This window comes from Geodermatophilus obscurus, from assembly GCF_900115395.1.
Lineage (GTDB): Bacteria > Actinomycetota > Actinomycetes > Mycobacteriales > Geodermatophilaceae > Geodermatophilus > Geodermatophilus obscurus_B.
The window spans coordinates 326969-350563 of the sequence record NZ_FOWE01000006.1 but is presented as its reverse complement, the minus strand read 5'-3'; the positions used below and the strand labels follow the sequence as shown (position 1 = coordinate 350563).

General features: G+C 75.9%; 24 protein-coding genes and 1 tRNA gene. 18 read left to right on the top strand and 7 right to left on the bottom strand.

Annotation, left to right across the window (positions count from 1 at the left end; genetic code table 11):
• Window positions 1-271: 271 nt before the first annotated feature.
• Window positions 272-1288: a type IV toxin-antitoxin system AbiEi family antitoxin domain-containing protein gene (locus BM165_RS14230; RefSeq protein ID WP_075014164.1), complete on the bottom strand. Its 1017-nt coding sequence runs from the start codon at window positions 1286-1288 to the stop codon at window positions 272-274.
• 545 nt (window positions 1289-1833) lie between these two features.
• Here BM165_RS14230 and BM165_RS14225 point away from each other — a divergent pair.
• From BM165_RS14225 to BM165_RS14215, 4 genes are all read left to right on the top strand, one after another.
• A complete protein-coding gene (locus BM165_RS14225; RefSeq protein ID WP_075014163.1) occupies window positions 1834-4125 on the top strand; it encodes a (Fe-S)-binding protein in 2292 nt (763 codons plus the stop codon).
• A gap of 152 nt (window positions 4126-4277) precedes the next feature.
• Window positions 4278-4703, top strand: a complete 426-nt coding sequence (locus tag BM165_RS25205; protein ID WP_208976744.1) for a hypothetical protein — start codon at window positions 4278-4280, stop codon at window positions 4701-4703.
• Window positions 4704-4711: 8 nt separating this feature from the next.
• Window positions 4712-5248, top strand: a complete 537-nt coding sequence (locus tag BM165_RS25200) for a DUF389 domain-containing protein (RefSeq protein ID WP_208976743.1) — start codon at window positions 4712-4714, stop codon at window positions 5246-5248.
• A 67-nt stretch (window positions 5249-5315) separates the two neighbouring features.
• Window positions 5316-6590, top strand: a complete 1275-nt coding sequence (locus tag BM165_RS14215) for a CynX/NimT family MFS transporter (RefSeq protein ID WP_075014162.1) — start codon at window positions 5316-5318, stop codon at window positions 6588-6590.
• On the opposite strand, the gene dcd is transcribed toward BM165_RS14215, so the two are convergent.
• Window positions 6556-7146 carry a dCTP deaminase gene (gene dcd, locus BM165_RS14210; protein WP_075014161.1) on the bottom strand — a complete coding sequence of 197 codons (591 nt, stop codon included), beginning with the start codon at window positions 7144-7146 and terminating at the stop codon, window positions 6556-6558. The genes BM165_RS14215 and dcd overlap by 35 nt on opposite strands.
• 177 nt (window positions 7147-7323) lie before the next feature.
• On the opposite strand from dcd, the gene BM165_RS14205 reads away from it, so the two are divergent.
• The 3 genes from BM165_RS14205 to BM165_RS14195 all read left to right on the top strand — a co-directional run bounded on the left by BM165_RS14205 (window position 7324) and on the right by BM165_RS14195 (window position 11734).
• Entirely contained in the window at window positions 7324-7902 is a 579-nt protein-coding gene (locus BM165_RS14205; protein WP_208976742.1) for a PAS domain-containing protein, read from the top strand.
• Window position 7903: 1 nt separating this feature from the next.
• A complete protein-coding gene (locus BM165_RS14200) occupies window positions 7904-8854 on the top strand; it encodes a methyl-accepting chemotaxis protein (protein WP_075014160.1) in 951 nt (316 codons plus the stop codon).
• 186 nt (window positions 8855-9040) lie between these two features.
• Window positions 9041-11734 carry an ATP-binding protein gene (locus BM165_RS14195; protein WP_075014159.1) on the top strand — a complete coding sequence of 898 codons (2694 nt, stop codon included), beginning with the start codon at window positions 9041-9043 and terminating at the stop codon, window positions 11732-11734.
• An 8-nt stretch (window positions 11735-11742) separates the two neighbouring features.
• Here BM165_RS14195 and BM165_RS14190 read toward each other — a convergent pair whose 3' ends face one another.
• Window positions 11743-12384, bottom strand: coding sequence for a maleylpyruvate isomerase family mycothiol-dependent enzyme (locus BM165_RS14190; RefSeq protein ID WP_075014257.1), 642 nt, complete (start codon window positions 12382-12384; stop codon window positions 11743-11745).
• A gap of 197 nt (window positions 12385-12581) precedes the next feature.
• Between BM165_RS14190 and BM165_RS14185 the strand changes: the two genes are divergently transcribed.
• The 6 genes from BM165_RS14185 to BM165_RS14160 all read left to right on the top strand — a co-directional run bounded on the left by BM165_RS14185 (window position 12582) and on the right by BM165_RS14160 (window position 17230).
• Window positions 12582-12652: transfer RNA gene (locus BM165_RS14185), tRNA-Gly, on the top strand.
• 187 nt (window positions 12653-12839) lie between these two features.
• Window positions 12840-13577, top strand: a complete 738-nt coding sequence (locus BM165_RS14180) for an alpha/beta fold hydrolase (RefSeq protein ID WP_075014158.1) — start codon at window positions 12840-12842, stop codon at window positions 13575-13577.
• Between the two features lie 71 nt (window positions 13578-13648).
• Window positions 13649-14212, top strand: a complete 564-nt coding sequence (locus BM165_RS24325) for a TOPRIM nucleotidyl transferase/hydrolase domain-containing protein (protein ID WP_075014157.1) — start codon at window positions 13649-13651, stop codon at window positions 14210-14212.
• A complete protein-coding gene (locus BM165_RS14170) occupies window positions 14209-15006 on the top strand; it encodes a putative protein N(5)-glutamine methyltransferase (RefSeq protein ID WP_075014256.1) in 798 nt (265 codons plus the stop codon). Before BM165_RS24325 ends, BM165_RS14170 begins: the two co-directional genes overlap by 4 nt.
• A gap of 65 nt (window positions 15007-15071) precedes the next feature.
• Window positions 15072-15536 carry a universal stress protein gene (locus tag BM165_RS14165; protein ID WP_083427347.1) on the top strand — a complete coding sequence of 155 codons (465 nt, stop codon included), beginning with the start codon at window positions 15072-15074 and terminating at the stop codon, window positions 15534-15536.
• Between the two features lie 38 nt (window positions 15537-15574).
• Complete coding sequence (locus tag BM165_RS14160; protein ID WP_075014155.1) at window positions 15575-17230, top strand: GAF domain-containing sensor histidine kinase; 1656 nt, start codon at window positions 15575-15577, stop codon at window positions 17228-17230.
• 18 nt (window positions 17231-17248) lie between these two features.
• Here BM165_RS14160 and BM165_RS14155 read toward each other — a convergent pair whose 3' ends face one another.
• The 4 genes from BM165_RS14155 to BM165_RS14140 form a co-directional block, all read right to left on the bottom strand.
• On the bottom strand, window positions 17249-17890 hold the full coding sequence (locus BM165_RS14155; protein ID WP_075014154.1) for a response regulator transcription factor: 642 nt from the start codon (window positions 17888-17890) through the stop codon (window positions 17249-17251).
• Between the two features lie 68 nt (window positions 17891-17958).
• The gene (locus tag BM165_RS14150; RefSeq protein WP_075014153.1) at window positions 17959-18987 is read right to left on the bottom strand and encodes a type III polyketide synthase; all 1029 of its coding nucleotides are present in this window, start codon (window positions 18985-18987) and stop codon (window positions 17959-17961) included.
• A 43-nt stretch (window positions 18988-19030) separates the two neighbouring features.
• A complete protein-coding gene (locus tag BM165_RS14145; RefSeq protein WP_244274227.1) occupies window positions 19031-19792 on the bottom strand; it encodes a methyltransferase domain-containing protein in 762 nt (253 codons plus the stop codon).
• A gap of 10 nt (window positions 19793-19802) precedes the next feature.
• The gene (locus BM165_RS14140) at window positions 19803-20156 is read right to left on the bottom strand and encodes a DUF3140 domain-containing protein (RefSeq protein WP_075014152.1); all 354 of its coding nucleotides are present in this window, start codon (window positions 20154-20156) and stop codon (window positions 19803-19805) included.
• An 89-nt stretch (window positions 20157-20245) separates the two neighbouring features.
• On the opposite strand from BM165_RS14140, the gene BM165_RS14135 reads away from it, so the two are divergent.
• The 5 genes from BM165_RS14135 (at window position 20246) to BM165_RS14120 (ending at window position 23532) form a co-directional block, all read left to right on the top strand.
• Complete coding sequence (locus BM165_RS14135; RefSeq protein WP_075014151.1) at window positions 20246-20815, top strand: DUF6328 family protein; 570 nt, start codon at window positions 20246-20248, stop codon at window positions 20813-20815.
• A 31-nt stretch (window positions 20816-20846) separates the two neighbouring features.
• On the top strand, window positions 20847-21773 hold the full coding sequence (locus BM165_RS14130) for a ribokinase (RefSeq protein ID WP_075014150.1): 927 nt from the start codon (window positions 20847-20849) through the stop codon (window positions 21771-21773).
• A gap of 108 nt (window positions 21774-21881) precedes the next feature.
• Window positions 21882-22040 (top strand): hypothetical protein, encoded by a 159-nt coding sequence (locus BM165_RS24795; protein ID WP_177225196.1) that lies wholly within the window; start codon window positions 21882-21884, stop codon window positions 22038-22040.
• Between the two features lie 328 nt (window positions 22041-22368).
• Window positions 22369-23010 (top strand): TetR/AcrR family transcriptional regulator, encoded by a 642-nt coding sequence (locus tag BM165_RS14125; RefSeq protein WP_075014149.1) that lies wholly within the window; start codon window positions 22369-22371, stop codon window positions 23008-23010.
• 96 nt (window positions 23011-23106) lie between these two features.
• Window positions 23107-23532, top strand: coding sequence for a hypothetical protein (locus BM165_RS14120; protein WP_075014148.1), 426 nt, complete (start codon window positions 23107-23109; stop codon window positions 23530-23532).
• Window positions 23533-23595: the final 63 nt, after the last annotated feature.

The window sequence follows — 23595 nt, the reverse complement described above, 5'->3', positions numbered from 1 at the left end:
CCGGTCGAGGGACCGACTCACCTTGCGTGGGGTCCGCTCAACTTTCCTGCCCACCCTAACGGCACACCCGAGGTGCGTGTTCCCGGGGACACGGGACGACGTCGCCGTGACGTGGCCCACACCCCCGCCGTCGCGGGTGCGGTGGAGGTCTCGTGCGTCCGCAGCAGGATCAGGTCACCTGATCGTGCTGCGTCCTGGCTCAGCGTCGACGGTGAGCCCGGACGCGCGGAGGTGAGCCAGGACATGTGGAGGTGAGCCAGGACGCCAGCGGTCAGCGCACAGCGCCCGCGAGGCCCCCGACAGCGGGCTCGCGCCGGCGGACGACGGTGAAGCGCCGGACCCCGGCGAGCGGGGCAGCCAGGAGGGGCGTCAACCGGGCGGCGAGGTCGGCCCGCCGGCGAGGGAGGACGTCCTCCTGGGTGAGACGGACGACGCGCACGCCGAGCTCCCGGACGAGGTCCTCGCGACGCTTCTCCCGCCAGAGCACCTCACCGGGATCGCGACCGTCGAACGGGTCGAGGTACTTGACGCGACCGTCGAACTCGATCGCGACGGCCGCGTGCTCGTACCAGGCGTCCACGCGCGCGAGGGGACCCCGCGGCCCGTGCAGCTCCACCTGCAGCTCGGGCCGCGGGAGCCCGGCCGCCAGGAGCGCCAGGCGACCGCGGGACTCCAGGGGCGACTCGGCCAGACCGTCGGCCAGCCCGAACGCCCGGGCGGCGTCCCCGATGCCCACCCAGTGGGTCGCCCGGAGGACGGCCTCGTGCAGGTCCTCCCGCGAGAGGACCCCGTGCTGCAGCGCGGCGTCCATGGCCACCACGGAGTCCACCAGGTCCCACTCCCGGGCACAGTCGACCAGGGTCCGTGCGGGCGTCGTCACCCCGTGCGCCTCGAGGCGACCGACGTCGCCGGTGGGCAGCGACGCCCGGGTGACGACGTACCCGCGCCCGCGGCGCCACTGGACCCCGTCGGTCAGGCGCACGGTGTCGTCGACGCCGGCCGGCACGAGCAACCGGTGCACGCGCGCGGCCGAGGCGTGACTGACCACCGGTCCGGGACGCAGGGACGCGAGCACGGCGATGCAGTCGACGACGTGTCGGGCGCGCGCGTCCCCCGCCGTCGCCTGCAGGTCCACAGCGCGGATGTAGACGCCCCGCCGCAGCCGGTGCCACCGGCCGGATGCGAGTTCGGCGCGGATCTCGTCGGGTCGGTAGCCCACGCGGACGGCGTCGCGTGCCGTGAAGACGCCGAGACGACGAGCAGCGGCGGACGCGAGGTCTGGGTGCACGTCCGCAGTGTTCGAGGAGGACGACCGGCGACCCAGACCCGCGGCGGATCTGTGGATGGCGACCCTGCGCCGTCCTGGCTCATCGCACGGCGTCCTGGCTCACCGCACGGCGTCCTGGCTCGCCCCCGACCGTGAGCCAGGACGCAGCACGATCAGGTCACCTGATCCTGCTGGCCCCACCGCACACTGACCGGGCCGCGGACGGGGGCGCGACGTGCCGTCGTGAGGCCGGTCACCTCCGCCCTCGCCGGCCCGTCAGAAGGGGACTCGGCACCCGGCCGGGAGCGGACGTGAACGCGCCGGTCAGCGGGCCGTGCCATGGGCTCGGAGCACCGTCCCGGCTGCCGGATCGAGGGCGCGGCGCACCGGGTTACCGGCGGGTAACCTGAGCCCGCGGCAGCTATCGTGCTGGGTCGCGTGGGCACAGGCGCCCGCGCGTGATCCGCCGCCGGTCCCGCGGACCGGTGACGACGGCGGCGAGGCCCCCCTCGCGCCGTCCGTGCGGACGAGCCAACCGACGCCACGCGGCGTGGGGAGAGGGAAACATGACGGGCCCCCTGCAGGTCGTGCTCGGCACGATCAGCGTGCTGTTCCTCATCGTGGCGGTGGTCTTCGCCTACCGGGCCGTCCGGGCGATGGTGCGGATCATCCGCACCGGCCAGCCGGACGCCACCCGCAACGGACCCGTAGGCCCCCGGCTGAAGACGCTGGCGGTCGAGTCGCTCGGCCACACCCGGATGCTCAAGTGGTCGGCCATCGGCGCCGCCCACTGGTTCGTCTTCATCGGCTTCTACGGCCTGTTCCTCACGCTGGTCGAGGCCTTCGGCGAGGTGTGGGACCCGGCCTTCCACCTGCCGCTCATCGGCGAGTGGGGCCTGTGGAACCTCTTCGCCGACGTCATCGGCGCGGGCACGGTCCTCGGGATCCTGTACCTGATCTACCGGCGCCAGAAGGACCACCCGCGCCGCCAGGGCCGCACCAGTCGCTTCGCCGGCTCCAACGAGGGCCGCGGCTACTTCGTCGAGGCCGTCGTCCTCACCGTCGGCCTCTGCATCCTGCTCATCCGCGCGCTCAAGGTCTCCTCCGGTCTCACCGAGGCCCCGGCCTGGTCGCACCCGGTCTCCAGCCTGCTGGCCACCGTGCTGCCCGACAGCCCCGACCTGCTCAGCGTCGTCGCGTTCGTCAAGATCGTCGTCTCGCTGGCCTGGCTCGTGGTCGTCAGCCGCATCCTCAACATGGGCGTCGCCTGGCACCGCTTCAGCGCGTTCTTCAACATCTACTGGAAGCGGAACGACGACGGCAGCGTCGCCCTCGGCCCGCTGCAGCCCATGACCTCGAACGGCAAGCCGATCGACTTCGAGGACCCGGGCGAGGACGACGTCTTCGGTCGCGGCAAGATCGAGGACTTCACCTGGAAGGGGATGCTCGACTTCACCACCTGCACCGAGTGCGGGCGGTGCCAGAGCCAGTGCCCTGCCTGGAACACGGGCAAGCCGCTGTCCCCGAAGATGGTGATCATGGACCTGCGGGACCACCTGTACGCCAAGGCCCCGTACCTGCTCGGCGAGAAGACGGCGGCCGAGACCGCTCCGGACTACGACGTCCTCAAGCCCAGCGACGAGCAGGTCTGGGCGTCGGGCTACGCCCGCATCGAGGGCACCAACGACGCGCAGGCGCACCGCCCGCTGGTCGGCACCCTCGAGGAGGGCGGGGTCATCGACCCCGACGTCCTGTGGAGCTGCACCAACTGCGGCGCCTGCGTGGAGCAGTGCCCGGTCGACATCGAGCACGTCGACCACATCGAGGACATGCGCCGCTACCAGGTGCTCATCGAGTCGAACTTCCCGTCCGAGGCCGGCGTGATGCTGCGCAACCTCGAGAACCGCGGCAACCCCTGGGGCGTCAGCCCGAGCACCCGCGAGGACTGGATCAAGGAGATGGACTTCGAGGTGCGGATGGCCGACGGCCCGCTGCCCTACGACGTCGAGTACCTGTTCTGGGTCGGCTGCGCCGGCGCCATCGACGACCGCGCCAAGAAGGTCACCAAGGCCGTCGCCGAGCTGCTGCACACCGCCGGCGTCGAGTTCGCCGTCCTGGGCTCGGGCGAGACCTGCTCGGGCGACCCGGCCCGCCGCATGGGCAACGAGTTCGTGTTCCAGATGATGGCCCAGGAGAACGTCGAGACCCTCAACGGCGTCTTCGAGGGCCGCGTGCCCGGCACCCGCAAGATCGTCACCACCTGCCCGCACTGCTTCAACTCGCTGGGCAAGGAGTACCCGCAGGTCGGCGGCGAGTACGAGGTCGTGCACCACACCCAGCTGCTCAGCCAGCTGGTGGCGGAGGGCCGGCTCACCCCGGTCACCCCGGTCGACCGCAAGGTCACCTACCACGACCCGTGCTTCCTCGGCCGGCACAACAAGGTCTACACGCCGCCGCGGGAGATCCTCGACAGCGTCAAGGGCCTCTCCACCCAGGAGATGCACCGCTGCAAGGACCGCGGCTTCTGCTGCGGCGCCGGCGGCGCGCGCATGTGGATGGAGGAGAAGATCGGCAAGCGGATCAACGTGGAGCGCACGGAGGAGGCCCTGGGGCTCGACCCCGACGTCATCTCCACCGCGTGCCCGTTCTGCATCACGATGCTCTCGGACGCCCTGACGTCGAAGAAGCAGAACGGCGAGGCCGCCGAGCACGTCGAGGTCCTCGACGTCAGCCAGATCCTGCTCCGCTCGATGGCCCCGGCCGGCACCCCGGGCACCGAGCACGGCGCCGAGGTCGGCACGGCCGACGACGACGTCGCCGGCACCGGGTCGGCCGCCACGGGACACAGCCAGGCCTGAGGAAGGACCCCCTGCCCCCCACCACTCGCACGCTCGCGGCGGGGCCCTGCAGGGGGCCGTTCCAGCATGTCTCCAGGACGCCGCCGGCGAGGACCACCTCGCCGGCGGCGTCCGTCGGCTGCGGGGCCCTCCGCTCCGGTAGAACGGCCCGCGTGCTGCTGCAACTGCGGGTGACCGTGCCGGCCGACCGCACCGACGCCGTCCGCGACCTGTTCGACCGCTGCCCCGGCACGGCCCACCTGGCCGTGCTGCCCGGCGTCTCGGTGACCCCGCCGGGCGACATGGTGCTCGCCGACGTCGCCCGCGAGTCCGCCGACGCCCTGGTGGCCGGCCTGCGCGCCCTGCGCGTCGACCGGGACGGCGGGATCACCATCGAGGCCGTCGACACCGCCGTGTCGACCAGCGCCGAGCGGGCCGAGGAGGAGGCGCCCGGCGACGGCTCGGACGCCGTCGTGTGGGAGCAGGTGGTACGGACGACAGCGGCGGACTCGTCGCTGTCGGTCTCCTACCTGGCCTTCCTCACCATCGCGACGCTCCTGGCCGCGGTGCCGTCGTCAACGACTCGGCGGTCCTGCTGATCGGCGCGATGGTGCTCGGCCCGGAGTTCGCCCCGCTGGCCGGCCTCGCCGTGGCGCTCGTCCACCGGCGGCGGGGCATCGCCCGGGCCGCGGCGAAGGCACTGGCCGTCGGCTTCGTCGTGGCGATCGCGCTGACCGCGCTGGTCACCCTGGCCGCGCGCGGTCTGGGCTGGTTCGGCCCCGAGGTCCTGGACACGGCGCGCCCGCAGACCGGCTTCATCACCCGCCCGGACCGCTGGTCGGTCGTCGTCGCGGTGCTCGTCGGCGTCGCCGGGGTGCTCTCGCTGACGTCGGCCAGGAGCAGCGCGCTGGTCGGCGTCTTCATCTCGGTGACCACCGTGCCGGCCGCGGCCGACATGGCCGTCTCCCTGGCCCTCGAGGGCGGCGACGAGTTCTGGCGCGCCTCCGCACAGCTGGGCATCGACCTCGCCGGGATCCTCGTCGCCGCGGTCGTCACCCTGGCCCTGCAGCGGGCCCTGTGGCGGCGGGTGCCGCAGGTCGTGCCGCGGCTGGAGACCACCACCCGCGAGCGCTCGCGCACCTGACCAGCACAGATGGTTGTGTGGTGCACCCGACTGCCGGCGGAGCCGGCACGGGGCGCACCATCGACGGGTGACCCGCACGGCCGACGCCCCGCTCCCCCAGGACGCCACCGACCGACGGCGCGGCCTGGCACTGGTCGCCGTCGCGATCGTGCTGACGGCGGCGAACCTGCGGACGGCGGTCAGCTCGGTCGGGCCGGTGCTGGAGGAGATCGAGGCGGGGCTGGGGGTCTCCAGCGCCGCGGCGGGCGTGCTGACGACGATGCCAGTGGTCTGCTTCGCCGCCATCGGGTTCGCCGGCCCTCCGCTGGCCGCCCGCTTCCGGGACGCCCACGTGCTCGCCGGCGCCCTGCTCACCATGGCCGCGGGCCTGGTGCTGCGCGCCGTCGTCGACTCCTTCGCGCTGTTCCTCGTCGGGACGACGCTGGCGATGGTCGGCGGGGCGCTCGGCAACGTGCTGCTGCCCGGGCTGGTCAAGCGCTGGTTCCCCGCACGCACCGGCCTGCTGGTGGGCGCCTACAGCGCCAGCATGGCCATCGGCGGAGCGGTCGCGGCCGTGAGCACCGCGCCGATCGCGGCGGCCGTCGGACCCGGCGGGTGGCGCTGGTCGCTGGGCATCTGGGCGGTGCTCGCGCTGGTCGCCGCGCTGCCGTGGCTGGTGACCCCGAGCCGTCCCGGCGCCTCCCGGGGCGCGCACCGGGCGGTGCGGATGGCGCCGCTGCTGCGCAGCCCGCTGGCGCTCACCCTCGCGGCCTTCTTCGGCCTGCAGGCGATGCAGGCCTACGTGGTGATGGGCTGGTCGGCGCAGTACCTGCGCGACTCCGGCCTCAGCGCCGCCACGGCTGGCCTCCTGCTCGGCGTCAACTCCGTCGTCGTCATCCCGATCAACGCCGTCGTGCCCTCGCTGACCGTGCGGCAGCGGTGGCAGCGGCCGCTGCTGCTGGGGTTCATGGCCTGCTACGCGGTCGGCTGGACCGGCCTGTGGCTGGCCCCGCGCACCGTGCCGTGGCTGTGGATGAGCGTGCTCGCCGTCGGCATGGGGACGTTCTCGATGGTCCTGGCGCTGCTGGGCATGCGCGCCCGGACGCCGGAGACGGTGGCCGCCCTGTCGACGGTGACCCAGGGCTGGGGCTACCTCCTGGCCGGCACCGGCCCGTTGCTCGTCGGCGTACTCCGCGGCGCCACCGGCGGCTACACCGGCATGTTCGTGCTGGTGGGCCTCGCCACGGTCGGGCTGACCGTCACCGGCTGGCTGGCCACCCGCGATCGCTTCGTCGACGACGAGGTGCCCGGCTGGTCGCCCGCAGCGGTCAGTCCGGGACCGGCCGGGTCTCCGCGCGGCTGAAGTTCCGGTAGGACCGCGACGGTGTCGGGCCCCGCTGGTCCTGGTACCGGGAGCCGTAGACCGCCGAGCCGTACGGGTGCTCGGCCGCCGAGGTGAGCCGGAACAGGCACAGCTGGCCGATCTTCATGCCCGGCCACAGCGTGATGGGCAGGTTCGCCACGTTGGACAGCTCCAGCGTGATGTGGCCGGTGAAGCCCGGGTCGACGAAGCCCGCGGTGGAGTGGGTCAGTAATCCGAGACGTCCCAGACTCGACTTTCCCTCGAGCCGGGCTGCGAGGTCGTCGGGGATCGAGACGACCTCCAGGGTCGAGCCCAGCACGAACTCCCCGGGGTGCAGCACGAACGGCTCGTCGCCGTCGGGCTCGACCGGCGTGGTCAGGTCGTCCTGCTGCTGCGCCGGGTCGATGTGGGTGTAGCGGGCGTTGTTGAACACCCGGAAGTAGCGGTCGAGCCGGACGTCGATGCTCGAGGGCTGCACCAGCCCCGCGTCGTGCGGCTCGATGCCGAGACGCCCCTCGGCGATCGCGGCGCGGATGTCGCGGTCGGACAGCAGCATGGCGCGGAGTCTAGGGAGCGCCCCGGCCTTCCCCGTCCGGGTTCCCTGCGGCCCGCTCCCCGAGGGCCTTCCGCCCCGCGCGGACCGGGACGGAGGTCCCGGTCCGGGCGGTTCGCCTCGTCCCGGCTCTCCGCCTGCCGATACCTCGGTGGACGCACCGGAGGCAGAGGAGAGCGCGTGCTGAACACCCGACCCCGGACGGCGGCGCCGCGCAGCGGCCGCCCCGCCGTGAGACCGACCGGCGAGGAGCGCAGCTTCCCGGCTGACGAGCTGATCGTGTCCAAGACCGACCCGCGCGGGGTGATCACCTACGCGAACGACGTCTTCCTCCGCGTGGGCGCCTACTCCCTCGACGAGGTCATCGGTCAGCCGCACAACCTCATCCGGCACCCGGACATGCCGCGCGCGGTGTTCAAGCTGCTGTGGGACACCCTGGCCGCCCGCCAGGAGCTGTTCGCCTACGTCAACAACCTCGCCGCCGACGGCGCGAACTACTGGGTGCTCGCCCACGTGACGCCGTCCTACGGCCCCGACGGCTCGGTGGTGGGCTACCACTCCAGCCGCCGCCGGCCCTCCCCGCGGGCCCTGGACCGGGTCCGCCCGCTCTACGAGCGCCTGCTGGTCGAGGAGCGGCGCCACCCGAACGCCCGCGCGGCGGTCGCCGCGTCCTCGGAGCTGCTCGACCGGCTGATCGCCGAGCAGGCCGCCTCCTACGAGGACTTCGTGTGGACGGTCATCGGCCAGGAGGAGAACTGACGTGACCCGCACCCGCAACCGCTCCGACGCCGGGGAGCTCGCCGCCTACCGCGCCTTCGTCCGCCGCGTGACGGAGACCTGCGAGGCCGTGGCGCGCGGTGACCTCGAGGCCCGCGCGATGCCCGTGCACGGCTCCGACGCCGTCCCGGAGCTCGTCGCCCTGCAGCGCGGCGTCAACCGGGCGCTCGACGTCAGCGACGCCTTCGTCCGCGAGTCCCGTGCCGCCCTGACCGCCGCCGCGGAGGGCCGGTACCACCGCGAGGTGCTGCTCACCGGACTGCAGGGGGCCTACCGCCAGGCCGCCACCGACATCAACACCGCCCGCGACGCCATGCGGGCCACCGCGGGCCGGGTCACCGACGCCACGACCTCCCGGCTGCGGCTGGCCGACGAGTTCGAGGCCGTCGTGCTCGCGATGAGCGAGCAGGTGGCCACGGCCGCCACGGAGATGAGCGCCTCGGCCGCGGGCCTGACCTCGGCGTCGACGGCGGCGTCGGACGCGGTCGCCGACGCCTCCGGCACCCTCACCTCGCTGACCCGCACCTCCGCCGAGATCCGCGAGGTCATCGCGCTCATCGAGTCGGTGGCCGCGCAGACCCGGCTGCTGGCCCTCAACGCCACGATCGAGGCGGCGCGGGCGGGGGAGGCCGGCAAGGGCTTCGCCGTCGTCGCCTCCGAGGTCAAGGACCTCGCCGACCAGACCGCCCGCGCCACCGAGCGGGTGACCGCGCAGGTCGAGGCGATCCGCGTGGCCTGCGACGAGGTCACGGCGGTCATCGGCTCGGTCGGCGCGACCGTGGGCGAGATGAACGGCCTGGTCGACGGGATCGCCGCGGCGGTCGACGGCTCGGCGTCCCTGGGCACCACCGCCACCGACGTCACCGGCCTGTCCCGGATGGCCGAGCAGCTGCGCTCGGAGGCCATCGGCTTCCTGGGCGAGATGCGCCGCTGACCCCGGGGACCCGGGACCCCGCCCGACCTGCGTCACCCGCTCGGTCGGGGTCCGGCCGGAGGACGGCCGGGTCCCGGGCCGCGCATGTAACGTGCAGGCAGTGGGTGACCGGTTCCGGGTCACCAGGTCCCTGACGCGCCGCGGACACCGCTCCGAGGTCGGCGCCGCTGTGTCGCGGAGGTGTGCGTGGCCCCGGATCCCGCCGCGGGGACCGAGGCCCGCGGCGTCGGCGCGCCGGCTCCGGCGGACGTCTTCACCGGGGGCAGCGAGAACGGCCGCCTGATGGCCGCCGTCGACTGGGCGTCGACGCCGGTCGGGCCGGTGGAGACCTGGCCGGCGAGCCTGCGGTACGCCATCCGCACGGTCCTCGCCTCGCGGTTCCCGATGATCCTGACCTGGGGCCCGGAGTACACCCAGTTCTACAACGACGCCTACGCCACGCTCATCGGCGCCAAGCACCCGGGCGCGCTCGGCGACGACCTGCGGATCACCCTCGCCGAGGGCTGGGCGGCGCTGCAGGAGCCGGTCGAGCGGGCGATGGCCACCCGCGAGGCGTCCTGGATCCCGCAGCTGCTCCTGCTGCTCGAGCGCGCCGGGTACCGCGAGGAGACCTACTTCACCGTCTCCCACGCCCCGGCCTTCGGCGACTCCGGCGAGGTCGCCGGCATGCACGCGGTGTGCACCGAGGTCACCCGCCAGGTCGTGGCCGAGCGGCGGCAGGCCCTGCTGCACGACGTGTCCACCGCCGCCGGCCGCCGCGAGGACGAGCGCGACCTCGCCGTCCGGGTCTGCGCGGCGCTGGCGGAGGACCCGCTCGACGTGCCCTTCGCCGCGGTCTACCTCACCGGGCAGGGCGGCCCGGGGCTGGAGCGGGTGGCCGCCACCGGCGTCGACGCCGGCCGGCTGCCCGCCTCCGCCGCCGACGTCGGCGAGCTCGGCGGCGTCGCGGCCGACGGGCTCGGAGTCGCGGGCGGTCCCTTCGGGGACCCGGTCACCGACGCGGTCGTGCTCCCGCTGACCGGCGGCACGGGACGCGAGCCGGTCGGGGCGCTGCTGGTCGGGGTCAGCCCCGCCCGCCGGCTCGACGCGGAGTACCGCACCTTCCACGAGCTGCTGGCCGGGCAGCTCGCCGGTGCCGTCGTCGACGCGCGGGCCTACGCCAGCGAGCGCGCCCGCGCGGAGGCGCTCGCCGAGCTCGACCGGGCCAAGACGACGTTCTTCGCCAACGTCAGCCACGAGCTGCGGACGCCGCTGACGCTGCTGCTGGGCCCCATCTCCGACGCCCTCGCCGAGTCCGGTACCGACCTGCCGCCCGGCGTCCACGACCAGCTCACGATGGCGCTGCGCAACGGCCAGCGCCTGCAGCGGCTGGTCAACGACCTGCTGGAGTTCGTCAGCATCGAGGCCGGCCGGACGGCGCCGGTGCGGGTGGCCACCGACCTCGCCGCCGACACCGCCGAGCTGGCCGGCGTCCTGCGCGCCGCCGCCGAGCGGGCCGGGCTGACGCTGACCGTGGACTGCCCGCCGCTGGGCCGGCCGGCCGCGGTCGACCCGCGGATGTGGGAGAAGATCGTCCTCAACCTGGTCGCCAACGCGGTCAAGTACACGTTCGTCGGCAGCATCTCGGTGACGCTCACCGCCGAGGACGACGAGGTCGTGCTGCGGGTCTCCGACACCGGCGTCGGCGTCCCCGCCGCCGAGCTGCCGGCCCTGTTCGACCGGTTCCACCGCGTCGTCGACTCCCCCGCGCGCAGCCGCGAGGGCACCGGGCTCGGGCTGGCGCTCGTGCGCGAGCTGACCGAGCTGCACGGCGGCACCGTCGCCGTCGAGAGCCGGCCCGGGGTCGGCAGCACGTTCACCGTGCGGCTGCCCTTCGGCGAGCCCGACACCGACCTGCCGCCGCCGCCCAGCACGGCGCCGGTCCGCGCGGCGGCGCTCACCCCGTGGGACGACGCCCCGGCGCGGCGGTCCTCCGGCGCCGACGGGGCCGGCCCGCTGGGGACCGTGCTGGTCGTCGACGACAACGCCGACATGCGCGCCTACCTGACCCGGCTGCTCGCCCCCTGGTGGACGGTGCTGACGGCGGCCGACGGCGAGCAGGCCCTGCGCGACGTGCGGACCTCCCGCCCCGACATCGTGCTGACCGACGTGATGATGCCCGGGCTCGACGGCTTCGCGCTGCTCAAGGCCCTGCGCTCGGATCCCGTGACCGCGTCGGTGCCGGTGGTCATGCTCACCGCGCGCGCCGGGCAGGAGGCCGCCGTCGAGGGGTTCGACGCCGGCGTCGACGACTACCTGCCCAAGCCGTTCGAGTCCGCCGAGCTGCTGGCACGGCTGCGGGCGGTGCTCGAGCGCACCCGCGGGCGACGCGAGACCGCCTCCCTCTCCGGTGCCCCGGCGGTCCCGCGGCCGCTCTCCCCGCCGCGCCCGCGCGCCGGCGAGCCGGCCGACCTGCCGCTGGTCCCCGGCCGCGCGCCCGCGCAGGAGGCACCCGACGCCGGCACGGTGAGCGAGACCCTGCGCTTCCCGTCGACGTCGGCCTCCATCCCGCCGCTGCGGCGGCGGCTGCGCTCGCTGCTCGCCGAGGCCGGTCTCGACGACGACCGCGCCTACGACCTGGTCCTGGCCACGTGCGAGGCGGCCACCAACGCCATCGAGCACGCGCAGTCACCGACCGAGCCGGTGATCACCGTCCGGGTGGTGGTCCGTGACGACGCGGTGGAGATCTCGGTGCACGACACGGGCCAGTGGCGGGAGCGGACGTCGAGCATGGACCGCGGCCGCGGCTCCATGCTCATGAGCGCCTTCGCCGACATCACCGTGGTGCCCGGCCCGGCGGGTACCACGGTCACCATCCGCAGCCCCCGCCCGGAGGGCTGAGCGGCCGGTCACGGACGGCCGGCGAGGACCGCCACCCCCGGCCCGGTGAGGTCGGCCAGGGCGCTCCTGCGCCCGGCGGCGACCAAGAGCAGCGAGAGCACCGGCCCCTCGGCCACCGGCCCGGAGCCGAGCACGAGGTCGGTGTCGGACGCCGCCAGCCGCACACCGGCGACGCGTCCCCGCCCGCCACCGACGGCGTCGCTGCTGCGGACCTGGAAGCGCAGCGCCCGGGCGACGGCGGCGCGCGGCGGAGCCCAGGGGATCCCCAGCGGTCGGCGGACGTCGGCGCCGTGCACGAAGGCCTCCACCAGCCGGGTGTCGCGGGGAGCCGGCGGGCCCGAGGTGCGGGTGAGGACGGTGCGGAACGCGGCGAGCGTGTCGGCGGGGTCGGCGCGGCGCTCGTCCCGGACCTCCGCGGCGTTGGCCGCGTCGAAGTCGAACCGGGCGGCGACCAGCCCGCGGAGGAAGCGCAGGGGCGTCGTCCGGGCGGTGGCGAGCAGGTGCGCCAGGACGTCGTGCACGTCCCAGGCCGCGCACAGCGAGGGCGTCGACCACCGGGCCGGGGACAGCCCCTCCAGGTCGTCGGCGAGCGCCGCCCGCTCGGCGTGGACGACCGGCCACACCTCGTCGGTGGGTTCACCTCTGCGCACGTCCGTCCTCCCGTCGAACCGGTGCGACGGACCGGGCGCGGCCGTCCCGGTGCAGACGGCCGGCGGCACCGGGACTCATCGCCCCGGCACCGGGACTCATCGCCCCGGCGCCGGGACCCATCGCCCCGGCGCCGGGACCCATCGCCCTGACGGGCCGGTGCGCGGGCTTGCTACATTGACGGCGGCCCCTGGCCACCGCGGGTGTAGTTCAATGGCAGAACATCAGCTTCCCAAGCTGACAGTGCGAGTTCGATTCTCGTCACCCGCTCCCAGCGCCCTCGGCGCAGCGCCCCTCCCCCGCCCACCCGCCGGTCGCGGCCGGTGGTCCGGGGTGCGCGACGGTCCCCCGGACGCCTCGCCTCGACAGCGGCGGAACCAGAGTCGAACGACCGATGCCCGCCCCCGCCGCCGGTCCCCAGGCTCGTCTCCGTCCGCCCGTCCAGGAGGAGACCACCATGACCGAAGGACAGTCCACCGGCACCGGCCCGACCGTCGCCCTCGTCCACGGCGCGTTCGCCGACAGCGCCGGCTGGAACGACGTGGTGAGCCAGCTGCTCGCCGCCGGGGTGCGGGTACAAGCCGTCTCCAACCCGCTGCGGGGCATCGAGTACGACGCCGCCTACGTCGGCAGTGCCATCGCCCAGATCCCGGGACCCGTGCTGGCCGTCGGGCACTCCTACGGCGGCGCGGTCATCACCAACGCCGCGCTCCGGGCCGGCAACGTCGTCGGCCTCGTCTTCGTGGCGGCCTTCGCCCCCGACGAGGGCGAGGCCCTGATCGAGATCGAGGCCGACTCCAAGGACAGCGTGCTCAACTCGGCACTCGTGCAGCTGCAGTACCCGGGCGAGGGCGGGCAGAGCGAGGTCGAGTTCGCCATCGACCCCGAGCAGTTCCACGACGCCTTCGCCGCCGACGTCCCCGAGCACCAGGCGCGGGTCATGGCGGCGACCCAGCGGCCCGTCTCCGCCCGCGGGTTCACCGAGCGGACCGGCACGCCGGCGTGGCGGAGCCTGCCCTCGTGGGCGGTGGTGCCGACCGCGGACCGGGCAGCCGGCAGCGACGTCGTGCGCCGGATGGCCGAGCGCGCGGGCGCGACCGTCACCGAGGTCGAGGGCTCGCACGTCGTCATGGTGTCCCAGCCGAAGTCGGTGACCGAGGTCGTGCAGCAGGCGCTGGCGCAGCTCGCGACGTAGCCGGCGCCCCGGCGGGCACGGCCGGCACGAACCCGGTCGTCCGCGCCCGCCGGAGCTGGGACAGTCGCGGCGTGACCGCAGCCGCGCCGCTCCCCGTCGCCGCGCGGACGGTGGTGCTCGTCGAGGGCGTCAGCGACCGCGCCGCCGTCCTGGCCGCCGCCCGGGGCCAGGGCCGCGACCTCACCGCCGAGGGCGTCCACGTCGTCGCGATGGGCGGGGCCACCGCCGTCCGCCGGCACCTCGCCCGGGTCACGGCCGGCCCGCCCGGCGTCCGCGTGCGCGGTTTGTACGACCTTGCGGAGGAGGGGTTCTTCCGGCGCGCCCTCGGCGCGGCCGACGGGCAGGACCTGACCGCGGCGGGGTTCTTCGCCTGCGTGGCCGACCTGGAGGAGGAGCTCATCCGGGCGGTCGGCACCGCGGGCGTGGAGGCGGTGGTGCGCGAGCACTCCGAGGCCCGGGCGCTGGCGACGTTCCGGCGGCAGCCCGCGCAGTGCGGCCGCCGCCCGGAGGCCCAGCTGCACCGGTTCCTGGGCACCACCAGCGGCCGCAAGGCCCGCTACGCGCGCGCCCTGGTGGAGCACCTCGACCCGCCGGCCGTGCCCGCGCCGCTGCGCCGCCTGCTGGCGTGCACGTGACGGGCCCCGCCGCGCTGGTCGCCCGGCTCCGCGCCGCCGGGTGCGTGTTCGCCGAGGACGAGGCGCGGCTGCTCGCCGGTACCGCGGCCACGCCGGCCGCCCTGGAGGAGCTCACCACCCGCCGGGTGGCCGGCGAGCCGCTGGAGCACCTGCTCGGCACCGTGGAGTTCGCCGGCCTGCCGGTCGCCGTCGGCCCGGGCGTCTTCGTGCCCCGGCAGCGGACGGCGGCGCTGGCGGCCCGGGCGGTGGCGGCCGCCCGCGCCGTGCCGGGACGGCGGCCGGTCGCCGTCGAACTGTGCTGCGGCTGCGGCGCGGTGGGGCTGGCGCTGGCCACCGCCGTCGAGCTGGCGGAGCTGCACGCCGCCGACGTCGACCCCGCGGCGCTTCCGTGGGCGCGGCGCAACCTCGGCCCCATCGGCGGGGTCGTGCACGGCGGGGACCTCTACGACGCCCTGCCCGGGCAGCTGCGCGGCCGCGTCGACGTGCTGGTCGCCAACGCGCCGTACGTGCCCACCGGCGCACTCGGCCTGCTGCCACCCGAGGCCCGGCTGCACGAGCCGCGCACCGCCCTCGACGGCGGGGACGACGGCCTGGACGTGCACCGGCGCATCGCCGCGGGCGCACCGGCCTGGCTGGCGCCCGGCGGCCTGCTGCTGGTCGAGGTGGGGCGGGACCAGGTGCCGGTGCTCACCGCGGTGCTGGCGCGGGCCGGGCTCCGAGTGCGTGCGTGCCCGCCGGAGGAGGACGGTACGACCGTGGTGACCGCGGGGCGCGCGACGACTCCGGGCGACTGAGTTCCGGTTCCCGACCGGGCCCTTGGGCCCTGGCCGGTGGCCCTGTGGCCCGAGAGTATCCCGTCATGCCCTCCGATCCGCCCCTCGAGCCTCCCGTGGAGTCGATCCGGCTGGTCCCGCTGCTGCCCCGCCGGCCCGGACCGTCGTTCCTGGTCGACGTCGACGGGTCCCCGACCTGCCACCGGGCACTCGTCTGGGCGCTGCGCGAGGCCGCACGCCGCGAGGGCACCGTGCTGGCGGTGGCCGCCGTCGACGCGCCACCCCGCGACCCGCTCTCCGGCCCGGAGCCGGCCGGCGAGGGCACCCGCGCCGCCGCGCTCGCGCGGGCCGACGCCGCCGTGGTGCGCGCCATCGCCGAGACCGGGGTGACCGGGCGGGTCCGCACCGCCGCCGTCGACCGTCCGCTGCTCGACGCGCTGGGCACGGCCGGCCGTGGCGGCGACCTGGTCCTCGTCGGCGGCACCGGCCGAGCCCTGCTGCGCCCGGTGGCGCCGCGGTTCCCGGGCCGACGCCTCGCTCACGGCGCGTGAGCGCCTCTCCCCCACGCCCGGCCTCCTCGGGACGGGCCGTGACCCCGCCCGGTCCCGAGGACGGGCTGACCGGTGAGCCGGCGCTGGCCGCCGCCGTCCGGGCCGTCGCGGCCGGAGGCCGGCTCGAGGCCACCCTGCACGACATCGTCGAGGCGGCCGTCGCGCGGGCCGACGCCACCTACGGCGCCATGGGGGTCCTGTCCTCCGACGGCCGGCGCGTCGACCGCTTCGTCATCGTCGGCATGGACGGCGCCGCCCAGGACGTCATCGGCCGGCTCCCGGAGGGGGACGGCATCCTGGGCCTGCTGCTGGACCACCCGGTCCCCCTGCGGCTCGACGACCTCGGGGCGCACCCCGCGTCGGTCGGCTTCCCCTCGGGTCACCCGCCGATGGCCTCGTTCCTCGGCGTCCCCGTCCGCGTCCGCGACGCGGTCTTCGGCAACCTCTACCTGACCGAGAAGCGCTCGGGCGGGTCCTTCACGGCGGCCGACGAGGAGGCGGTGCTGGCCCTGGCGGCCGTGGCCGGGCTGGCCATCGAGAACGCCCGGCTGGCCGAGGCCGCCGAGCGGCGGCGCGCCTGGCTGCAGGCGGCGACGGAGGTCTCCACCGCCCTGCTGTCGGGCAGCGGGCTCGACGACGTGCTGCACACGCTGGTGCACCGGGCCGCCGCGTTGAGCGACGCCGACGGCGCCGCGCTGCTCGTCCCGCGGGCGGACGACCCCGCTGCGCTGACGATCGTCGCCGCGGCCGGCGCCACCGACCTCGAGGGGGTCCGGGTGCCCCTGGCCGACACCCACGTCGGCCGCGTGCACCGCTCGGGCACCCCGGAGCTCGTCGAGGACATCCGTGCCGACCCCGGGCTCGGCCGGCACGCCGACGTCGCCGCCGAGCTGTCGGCCGGCGCCCGGTCGGCCGCCGTCGTCCCGCTGGGCGAGGCCGTCGGGACGCTCGTGTGCCTGCGCGCGACCGGGCGGGAGCCCTTCGACGCCGACGTCCTCGACGCCCTCACCGCCTTCGCCGCGCAGGCGGCGGTGGCCCTCGAGCTGGCCCACAGCCAGCGCCGCGAGCGCGAGCTGCAGGTGCGCGCGGACCGTGAGCGGATCGCCCGCGACCTGCACGACCACGTGGTGCAGCGGATCTACGCCACGGGGCTGACCCTCGACCGGGTCGCCCGCTCGCTCGAGGATCTCGACCCCTACACCGCCCGCCGGGTGGAGCGCAGCGTCGACGAGCTCGACGAGACGATGACGCAGATCCGCTCGGCGATCTTCGAGCTGCAGGACGACCCGCCCGCCGAGCCGCTGGGCCGCCGGCTGTCCGACGTCGTCGGCCGGGTCACCGAGGGCTCCGGCGTCGCCTGCCACGTCCAGTTGCACGGTGACGTCGACGGGCTGCCCGGCCCGCTGGCCCACGACCTGCTGGCGGTGGTGCGCGAGCTGGTGAGCAACGTCGTCCGGCACGCGGCGGCCACCCGGGTGTCGGTCGACGTCGACGGCGGCCGGACACCCGGCGACGACGTCGTCGTCGTGGTGGCCGACGACGGCCGCGGCCTGCCGGCGCGGCCGGCCCGCAGCGGCCTGGCCAACCTCGAGGAGCGGGCGCGGCGCCGCGGCGGCCGGCTCACGGTCACCGGTGGGGGGCCGCGGGGCGGCACCACGGTGACCTGGCGGGCGCCGCGCGACGGCGGGACCTGACCGCGGCGGGCTCGCCCGTCAGGCCCCCGGACGCCGTCCGCGCAGCTCGGTGGCGAGGATCGCGGCCTGGGTCCGCCGCTCGAGGCCGAGCTTGGCCAGCAGGTGGCTGGTGTAGTTCTTGACCGTCTTCTCGGCCAGGCCCATCCGGGCGCCGATCTGCCGGTTGGTCAGCCCCTCGCCGATCAGCGCGAGCACCGTGCGCTCCTGCTCGGTCAGGCCGGCCAGCCGCCGGTCGGCCCCCGGCCGGGAGACCCGGCCCGGGGTGCCGGTCAGGGTGCCGCCCGCGGCGACGGTGTGCACCGCCGAGACGAGGTCGGCGCCGCGCACCTGCTTGACCAGGTAGCCGGCGGCGCCGGCGGCCAGCGCCGCGGCCACCGCCTCCTCGTCGGCGTAGCTGGACAGGACCAGGCAGGAGCAGCCGGGGACGCGCTCGCGCAGCGCCCGGACGACCGCGGCCCCGTCGCCGTCGGGCAGCCGCATGTCCACGATCGCGACGTCGGGGCGCACGGCCGGCCCCCGCGCCAGTGCCTCCGCGGCGGTGCCGGCCTCCCCCACCACCACCAGCCCCGGGTCGTCCTCGAGCAGCTCGGCGACGCCGCGGCGGACCACCTCGTGGTCGTCGACGAGGAAGACCCGGATGGGGCGTGTGTGCCCGGCCACGGCTGCCTCCCTCCTCCGACCGTGTCGGCGGTCACAGAGGGTAGCGCCCGCGAGGGCCTCTATGCTTGTCAGGCAGGCATCAGTAACGCTGCGTACAGGGTCAGTCCCGGACCGAAGGCCATGGCGACCACCGGCCCGTCGACGTCGGCCAGTTCCTGCAGCACCAGCAGCACGGTGGCCGAGGAGCAGTTGCCGTGCTCGGCGAGCACCCGGCGGGAGGCGCCGATCTGCTCCTCGGCCAGGCCGAGCTCGTCGCGGACGACGTCGAGGATGCGCGGGCCGCCGGGGTGCACGGCCCAGCCGGCGACGTCCTCCGCCCGCAGCCCGGCGCCGTCGAGCAGCTCGGCCACCACGTCCCCGACGTGCCGGGACAGCACCTCGGGCACCCGCGGGGACAGCCCCATGCGGAAGCCGAGGTCGGTGACGTCCCAGGTCATGTGGTCGGCGGTCGACGGGTCGGTCCGGGCCACGACGCCGGCCAGCCGCCGCCCGCGGCCGGCCCCCGGCTCGACGACGACGGCCGCCGCGGCGTCGGAGAACAGGGCGTGCGCGACCACCTGGTCGAGGTCCCGCTGGGCCGGCTGCACGTGCAGGCTGGTCAGCTCGCAGCACAGCAGCACCGCGGGCCGGGAGCGCGCGGTGACGAAGTCGCCCACCGCCGCCAGGCCGGGGATCGCCGCGTAGCAGCCCATGTGACCGACGAGCAGCCGCTGCAGCCCGGCGGGCATGCCGAGGTCGCTGGCCAGCCGGATGTCCAGACCCGGCGTGGCGTAGCCGGTGCAGGTGGCGACGGCGAACAGGCCGACGTCACCTGGCGCCAGGCCCGCGGCGTCGAGGGCGCCCGCGACCGCCTGCTTGCCCAGCGGCAGGGCCTCCTGGACGTAGCGGGCCATGCGCGCCCCGGTGCCCCACGCGCTGAGGTCCTCGTCGATCGGGTTGGCCACCGCGTGCCGGGTGCGCACGCCGGCCGAGGACCAGATGCGGCGCGCGGCGCGCACGCCCTCGTAGTGGCGGGCGAAGAAGCCGTCCCAGGCGGCGTCCTGGTCGAGGGTCGCGGGCAGGGCCTGACCGGCCCCGGTCAGCACCGCGGCGCTCATCCGCGCGGCCCCGGGAGGAACGTGCTGCTCACGTGCGGGGTCATCACCCGACCGTACGTGCGGGCCCGATCGTGCGCTCCCCCGGCGGGGGTGCGGGATCGCGCTTGCGGCCGTGGCCGGCGAACAGGACGGCCGTCGTGGGCAGCTCCCGCATCCGGACGACGTCGCGGCGGCCGCGGCGCCAGGCGAGGACGTCGCGCACCGAGGGCCGCAGCCCGACGAGCCGGAGGTCGAGTCCGAGCCGGTCGGCCGCGGCCAGCAGCCGCCGCCGGTCGACGAAGAGCCGGGGGTCGTGGATGCCCGGCGGCGGCCCGCCGGGGACGCGCTCGGCGATGCGGACGGCGACCACCTCCGCCAGCCGGGTGGCCGCGATCGCGTCGACGACCAGCGTCCCGCCCGGGCGCAGCAGCCGGGCGGCCTCGGCCAGCACCGCGACGTCGTCCTCGACGTGCTCGAGGATCTCCCCCGCGACGACGACGTCGGCGCACCCGTCGCGCAGCGGGACGGCGAGCACCGAGGCGCGCACCGCGAGGACCCCGTGCCGGGCGGCGACGTCCAGCCCGGACGCGGTCAGGTCCACCCCGACGTGCCGGTAGCCCAGCCGGGCGGCGTGGGGGGCCATGAGTCCGCCGCCGCAGGCGAGGTCGACGAGGACGGCTCCGGGCCCCGCGGCCGGCGGGATGTGCCCGGCCCGGTAGGCGGCCAGCCAGTGCAGCATGGCGAAGCCCCCGGAGGCCTGCCACCACTCGTCGGTCAGCCCGTCGTACTGCGCCAGGTCGTTGCGTCGGGGGTCGTCGATCCGCACGCCGGCGCGGCTACTTCTTCTTCAGCGGGTCGTGGCCCCAGTTCATGAGCGAGTAGCGCCACCGGGAGGTCCCGACGTCCTCCTTGGCCGGCTCCTGGGCGAGGTGCCGCTTCACGTAGCCGGTGACCTTCCTCATGTGCGCGTAGTCGTCGTCGGTGAGGTCGCCCTTCCCGGCGTGCAGGAGCTCGACGATGCGGCGGCCGGACTCGTGCCCGGTCGACTCCCCCGACCCGCCGCTCTTCTGCCCCACCGACTGCGACTCGTCGGTGCCCAGCCACTCCTCCAGCTCGGAGGCGCTCATGTTGACCGCCTCGTCGAACTCCCTGCGGACGGTGTCACGGTCGTCGGTGTCGTCGCTGGCCACGGCTCCTCCTCGGTCGGCTGCTCCGCCGGGTACCTCGGCGCCGACCTCGGGAAACGGGTGGCGCGGCCGGCGGGGGGTACCGGGCGGGCATGACGGGCACCGGCACGGGTGGGCGGCGCGGCCCGTCGGTCCCGGACTCCGCCGTCCGCAGCGCCGAGGCGCGCGGCGAGAGCGTCGACCAGCTGCTCGACCGCAACCTCGCCGAGCTCCTGCAGGAGCTGCGGGTGGCCATCACCGGCGTCCAGGTCCTGTTCGCGTTCCTGCTCGGCCTGGCCTTCACGCAGCGCTTCGCCGACCTCGACGACTTCGCGCGGGCCGTCTACACCGTCACCCTGCTGGCCACGGCGCTGGCCACGGTGCTGCTCATCGCGCCCGTCTCCTTCCACCGGCTGGTGTTCCGGCGGCGGCTGAAGTCCGCGCTCATCGTGGTCGGCGACCGGATGCTGCGTGCCGGCCTGGCACTGCTGGTGCTGGCGATCACCAGCGGCGTGCTGCTCGTCCTCGACGTCGTCCTGGGGCGGGGGCCGGGCATCGTGGCGGCCGCCGTGGTGCTGCTCGTGGCGGCGGTGACCTGGTACGCGCTCCCGGTGTGGGCCCGGCGCGCGTCGGCCTCCGGGGACCCCGACCCGTCCGGGCGCGGGGACGGGGCCGGAGGATGAGGCGCCCTGCGTCGCCCCCCGGAGGTCACCCGTGTCCGTCACCGTCGTCGGCAGCCTGAACGAGGACGTGCTGGTCGCCGTCGACCGGCTGCCCGGCCGCGGGGAGACCGTGGTGGGCCGCGACGCCGTCCTCGCACCCGGCGGGAAGGGGGCCAACCAGGCCGCGGCCGCCGGCCTGCTGTCCGGCGCGGGTGTGGTCATGGTCGGCCGGGTGGGCGACGACCCGGCCGGCGGGCGTCAGCTCGAGGCGCTGGCCGGCGCCGGCGTGGACACCGCCGGCGTGCGGCGCACCCCGGGCACACCGACCGGCTCGGCCACGATCCCGGTGGAGGACGGCAGCGGGGAGAACCTCATCGTCGTCGTGCCGGGGGCCAACGCCGCGCTGGCGCCGGCCGACGTCGACGTGCCCGCCGTGCGGCGCGCCGCCGTCGTCCTGCTGCAGCTCGAGGTGCCGCTGGAGACGGTGCGGGCCGCCGCCGACACCGCGTCGGGGACGGTCGTGCTCACCCCCGCCCCGCCGCGGCCGCTGCCCCCGGAGCTGCTGGCGCGGGTGGCGGTGCTGGTGCCCAACGAGCACGAGCTGGTGCAGCTGGCCGGCGCCGGCGCCGGGGCGCGCACCCCGGCGGAGCTGGCCGCGCTGGCCCGCACGCTGGGCGTGCCCACCGTCGTGGTGACCCTCGGCGCGCAGGGGGCCCTGGTGGTGCCCGCCGACGGGCCGGCCGTGCTGCAGGCACCCCCTCCGGTGCAGGCCGTCGACACCACCGGGGCCGGGGACTGCTTCACCGGGGCGCTGGGCACCGCGCTGGCCCGGGGCGCCGGGCCGGCCGACGCGGTCCGCGAGGCAGTGGCGGCCGCGGCCCTGTCCACCACCGGGCCGGGCGCCCGCGGCGCGCTCCCCGACGCGGCCGCCGTCCACGAGGTGCTGCCCCGGGTGCCGGCGGCCGTCCCGGTCGGCTGACCGCGCCGGCCGTGCCCGCCGGACCGTGGCGGTCGGCCGGTGGGTTCGGCGGTGGCCCGGGCTGGGCAAGGCAGCCGCGACCGAGTCCCGAGACCCGAGGAGGACGCCGTGACCGAGCCCGAACGGCCGCCGCGATCGCCCGAGCGCGCGGAGGGTGACCCCTCCGGCGAGCAGGCCGACGACGACGGCCGCACCCCCCGAGCCGAGGACCCCGCCGAGGGCCAGGACGTCGGCGGCGGGGACGCGGCCGACACCCCCAGCACCTGACCGGCGGGACGGACCGGTCCGCCCGGGGTCACGGGGCACTCGGCGATCAGGTGACCTGATCGCCGGGCGTCCCCCCTCACCGTGCGCCGTGAGGGAGGACGCCCGGCGGTGCGGGAGGACGCCGCCCGCGCGGGGACGGCACCCGCGGGAGGACGCCGCCCGCGCGGGGACGGCGCCGCGCACGGCCGGCGTGTCGTCACAGCGGTCCCACCTCCCCCCGCCGTCCCGACCTGCGCGATCGCCTCTCCGCACCCAGGAGGACGCACCCGTGCCGGGCGTCCGGCGTGCCGCGAACTGATCCGTCACGGGAGGCGGCAGCATCCCCGTCGTGACCGCCCCCGCCCTCTCCCTCGCCGACGCCGCCGCCGACGCCCCGGTCCCGGTCCGCCGCAGCCGCGCGGAGCGGGAGTCGATCGTCCTGGACACCGCGGAGCGGTTGTTCTCCACCCGCAGCTCGCGCAGCGTGGGCATGGACGAGCTCGTCCGCGAGACCGGCCTGGGCAAGATGACCGTCTACCGGCTGTTCAAGAGCAAGGACGAGCTCGTCGGCGCCTACCTCGCCCGCCGGGCCGCCACCGTGCTCGGTCACATCGACGACATCATCCGCATCGAGCCCGACCCGCGCGCCGCACTGCTCGCCGTCGTGGGCTCGGTCGAGGCCGAGGTCACCCGCGCCGGGTTCCGCGGCTGCCCGTTCACCAACGTCAGCAGCGAGTACGACGACCCGCAGCACCCCGCCCGCAGCGCCGCCGCCGACTACAAGTTCGAGCTGCACGCGCGGCTGGAGCGGCTGGCCGAGCAGGTCGCGCCGGGTGTCGGCGAGGACCTGGCCGCCCAGGTCCACCTGATCATCGACGGCATGTACCTCTCCGGCGGCCTGCTGGGTCCCGACGGCCCGGCCGCGCACGGCCGTGACCTGGCCGAGCGGCTGGTCGACATCGCCGTCGCCCGCTCCGCCGCCGGCGCCTGACACCGGCGCCGACACCGCCGCCGGGCTCCGGTGCCCGGGACCGGACCGCCCGCCCCTCGCCGCGCAGGGGCGGGCGGCAGCCCGCAGGATGGGCCGGTGACCGCCGACCGCAGCCGTCCCGACCTCGACGACACGACCGTGGAGGGGCTGGGCAAGCTCTCCGAGGCCCTCGAGACGATCGAGCAGGCCCGCGGCCAGCTCTACGGGTTCCACCAGCACTCCGGCAAGGCCGACCTGCTCCTGCAGGACGCCGTCGACCTGTTCCGGAAGGCCGGGCACACGCAACTGGCCGACGACCTCGACCGCGACCTCGTGGGCCGCAACGTCATCGCCGACCGGTGGACCTTCCAGATCGTCGAGGACTACGACGCCTCGTACTGGTCGACCTTCCGGTCCTTCGACGAGCGGGCGCGCACCGAGCTCGCCGACGGCGACCGGCACGTCTACGAGGCCCGCATGAAGCAGCGCGAGCGGACCCGCGGGCACGACGCGCACGAGGCAGGGCCGGCCCTGTCGGACTGAGCGGCTCCGGTCGCCACGGTCCCGGTCGCCACGGTCCCGGTCGCCACGGTCCCGGTCGCCACG

Coding starts and splice junctions, on each gene's coding strand:
- BM165_RS14225 (WP_075014163.1), top strand. CDS start 1,834: ATGACGGGCCCCCTGCAGGTCGTGCTCGGCACGATCAGCGTGCTGTTC.
- BM165_RS25200 (WP_208976743.1), top strand. CDS start 4,712: ATGGTGCTCGGCCCGGAGTTCGCCCCGCTGGCCGGCCTCGCCGTGGCG.
- dcd (WP_075014161.1), bottom strand. CDS start 7,146: ATGCTGCTGTCCGACCGCGACATCCGCGCCGCGATCGCCGAGGGGCGT.
- BM165_RS14180 (WP_075014158.1), top strand. CDS start 12,840: ATGACCGAAGGACAGTCCACCGGCACCGGCCCGACCGTCGCCCTCGTC.
- BM165_RS14165 (WP_083427347.1), top strand. CDS start 15,072: ATGCCCTCCGATCCGCCCCTCGAGCCTCCCGTGGAGTCGATCCGGCTG.
- BM165_RS14150 (WP_075014153.1), bottom strand. CDS start 18,987: ATGAGCGCCGCGGTGCTGACCGGGGCCGGTCAGGCCCTGCCCGCGACC.
- BM165_RS14135 (WP_075014151.1), top strand. CDS start 20,246: ATGACGGGCACCGGCACGGGTGGGCGGCGCGGCCCGTCGGTCCCGGAC.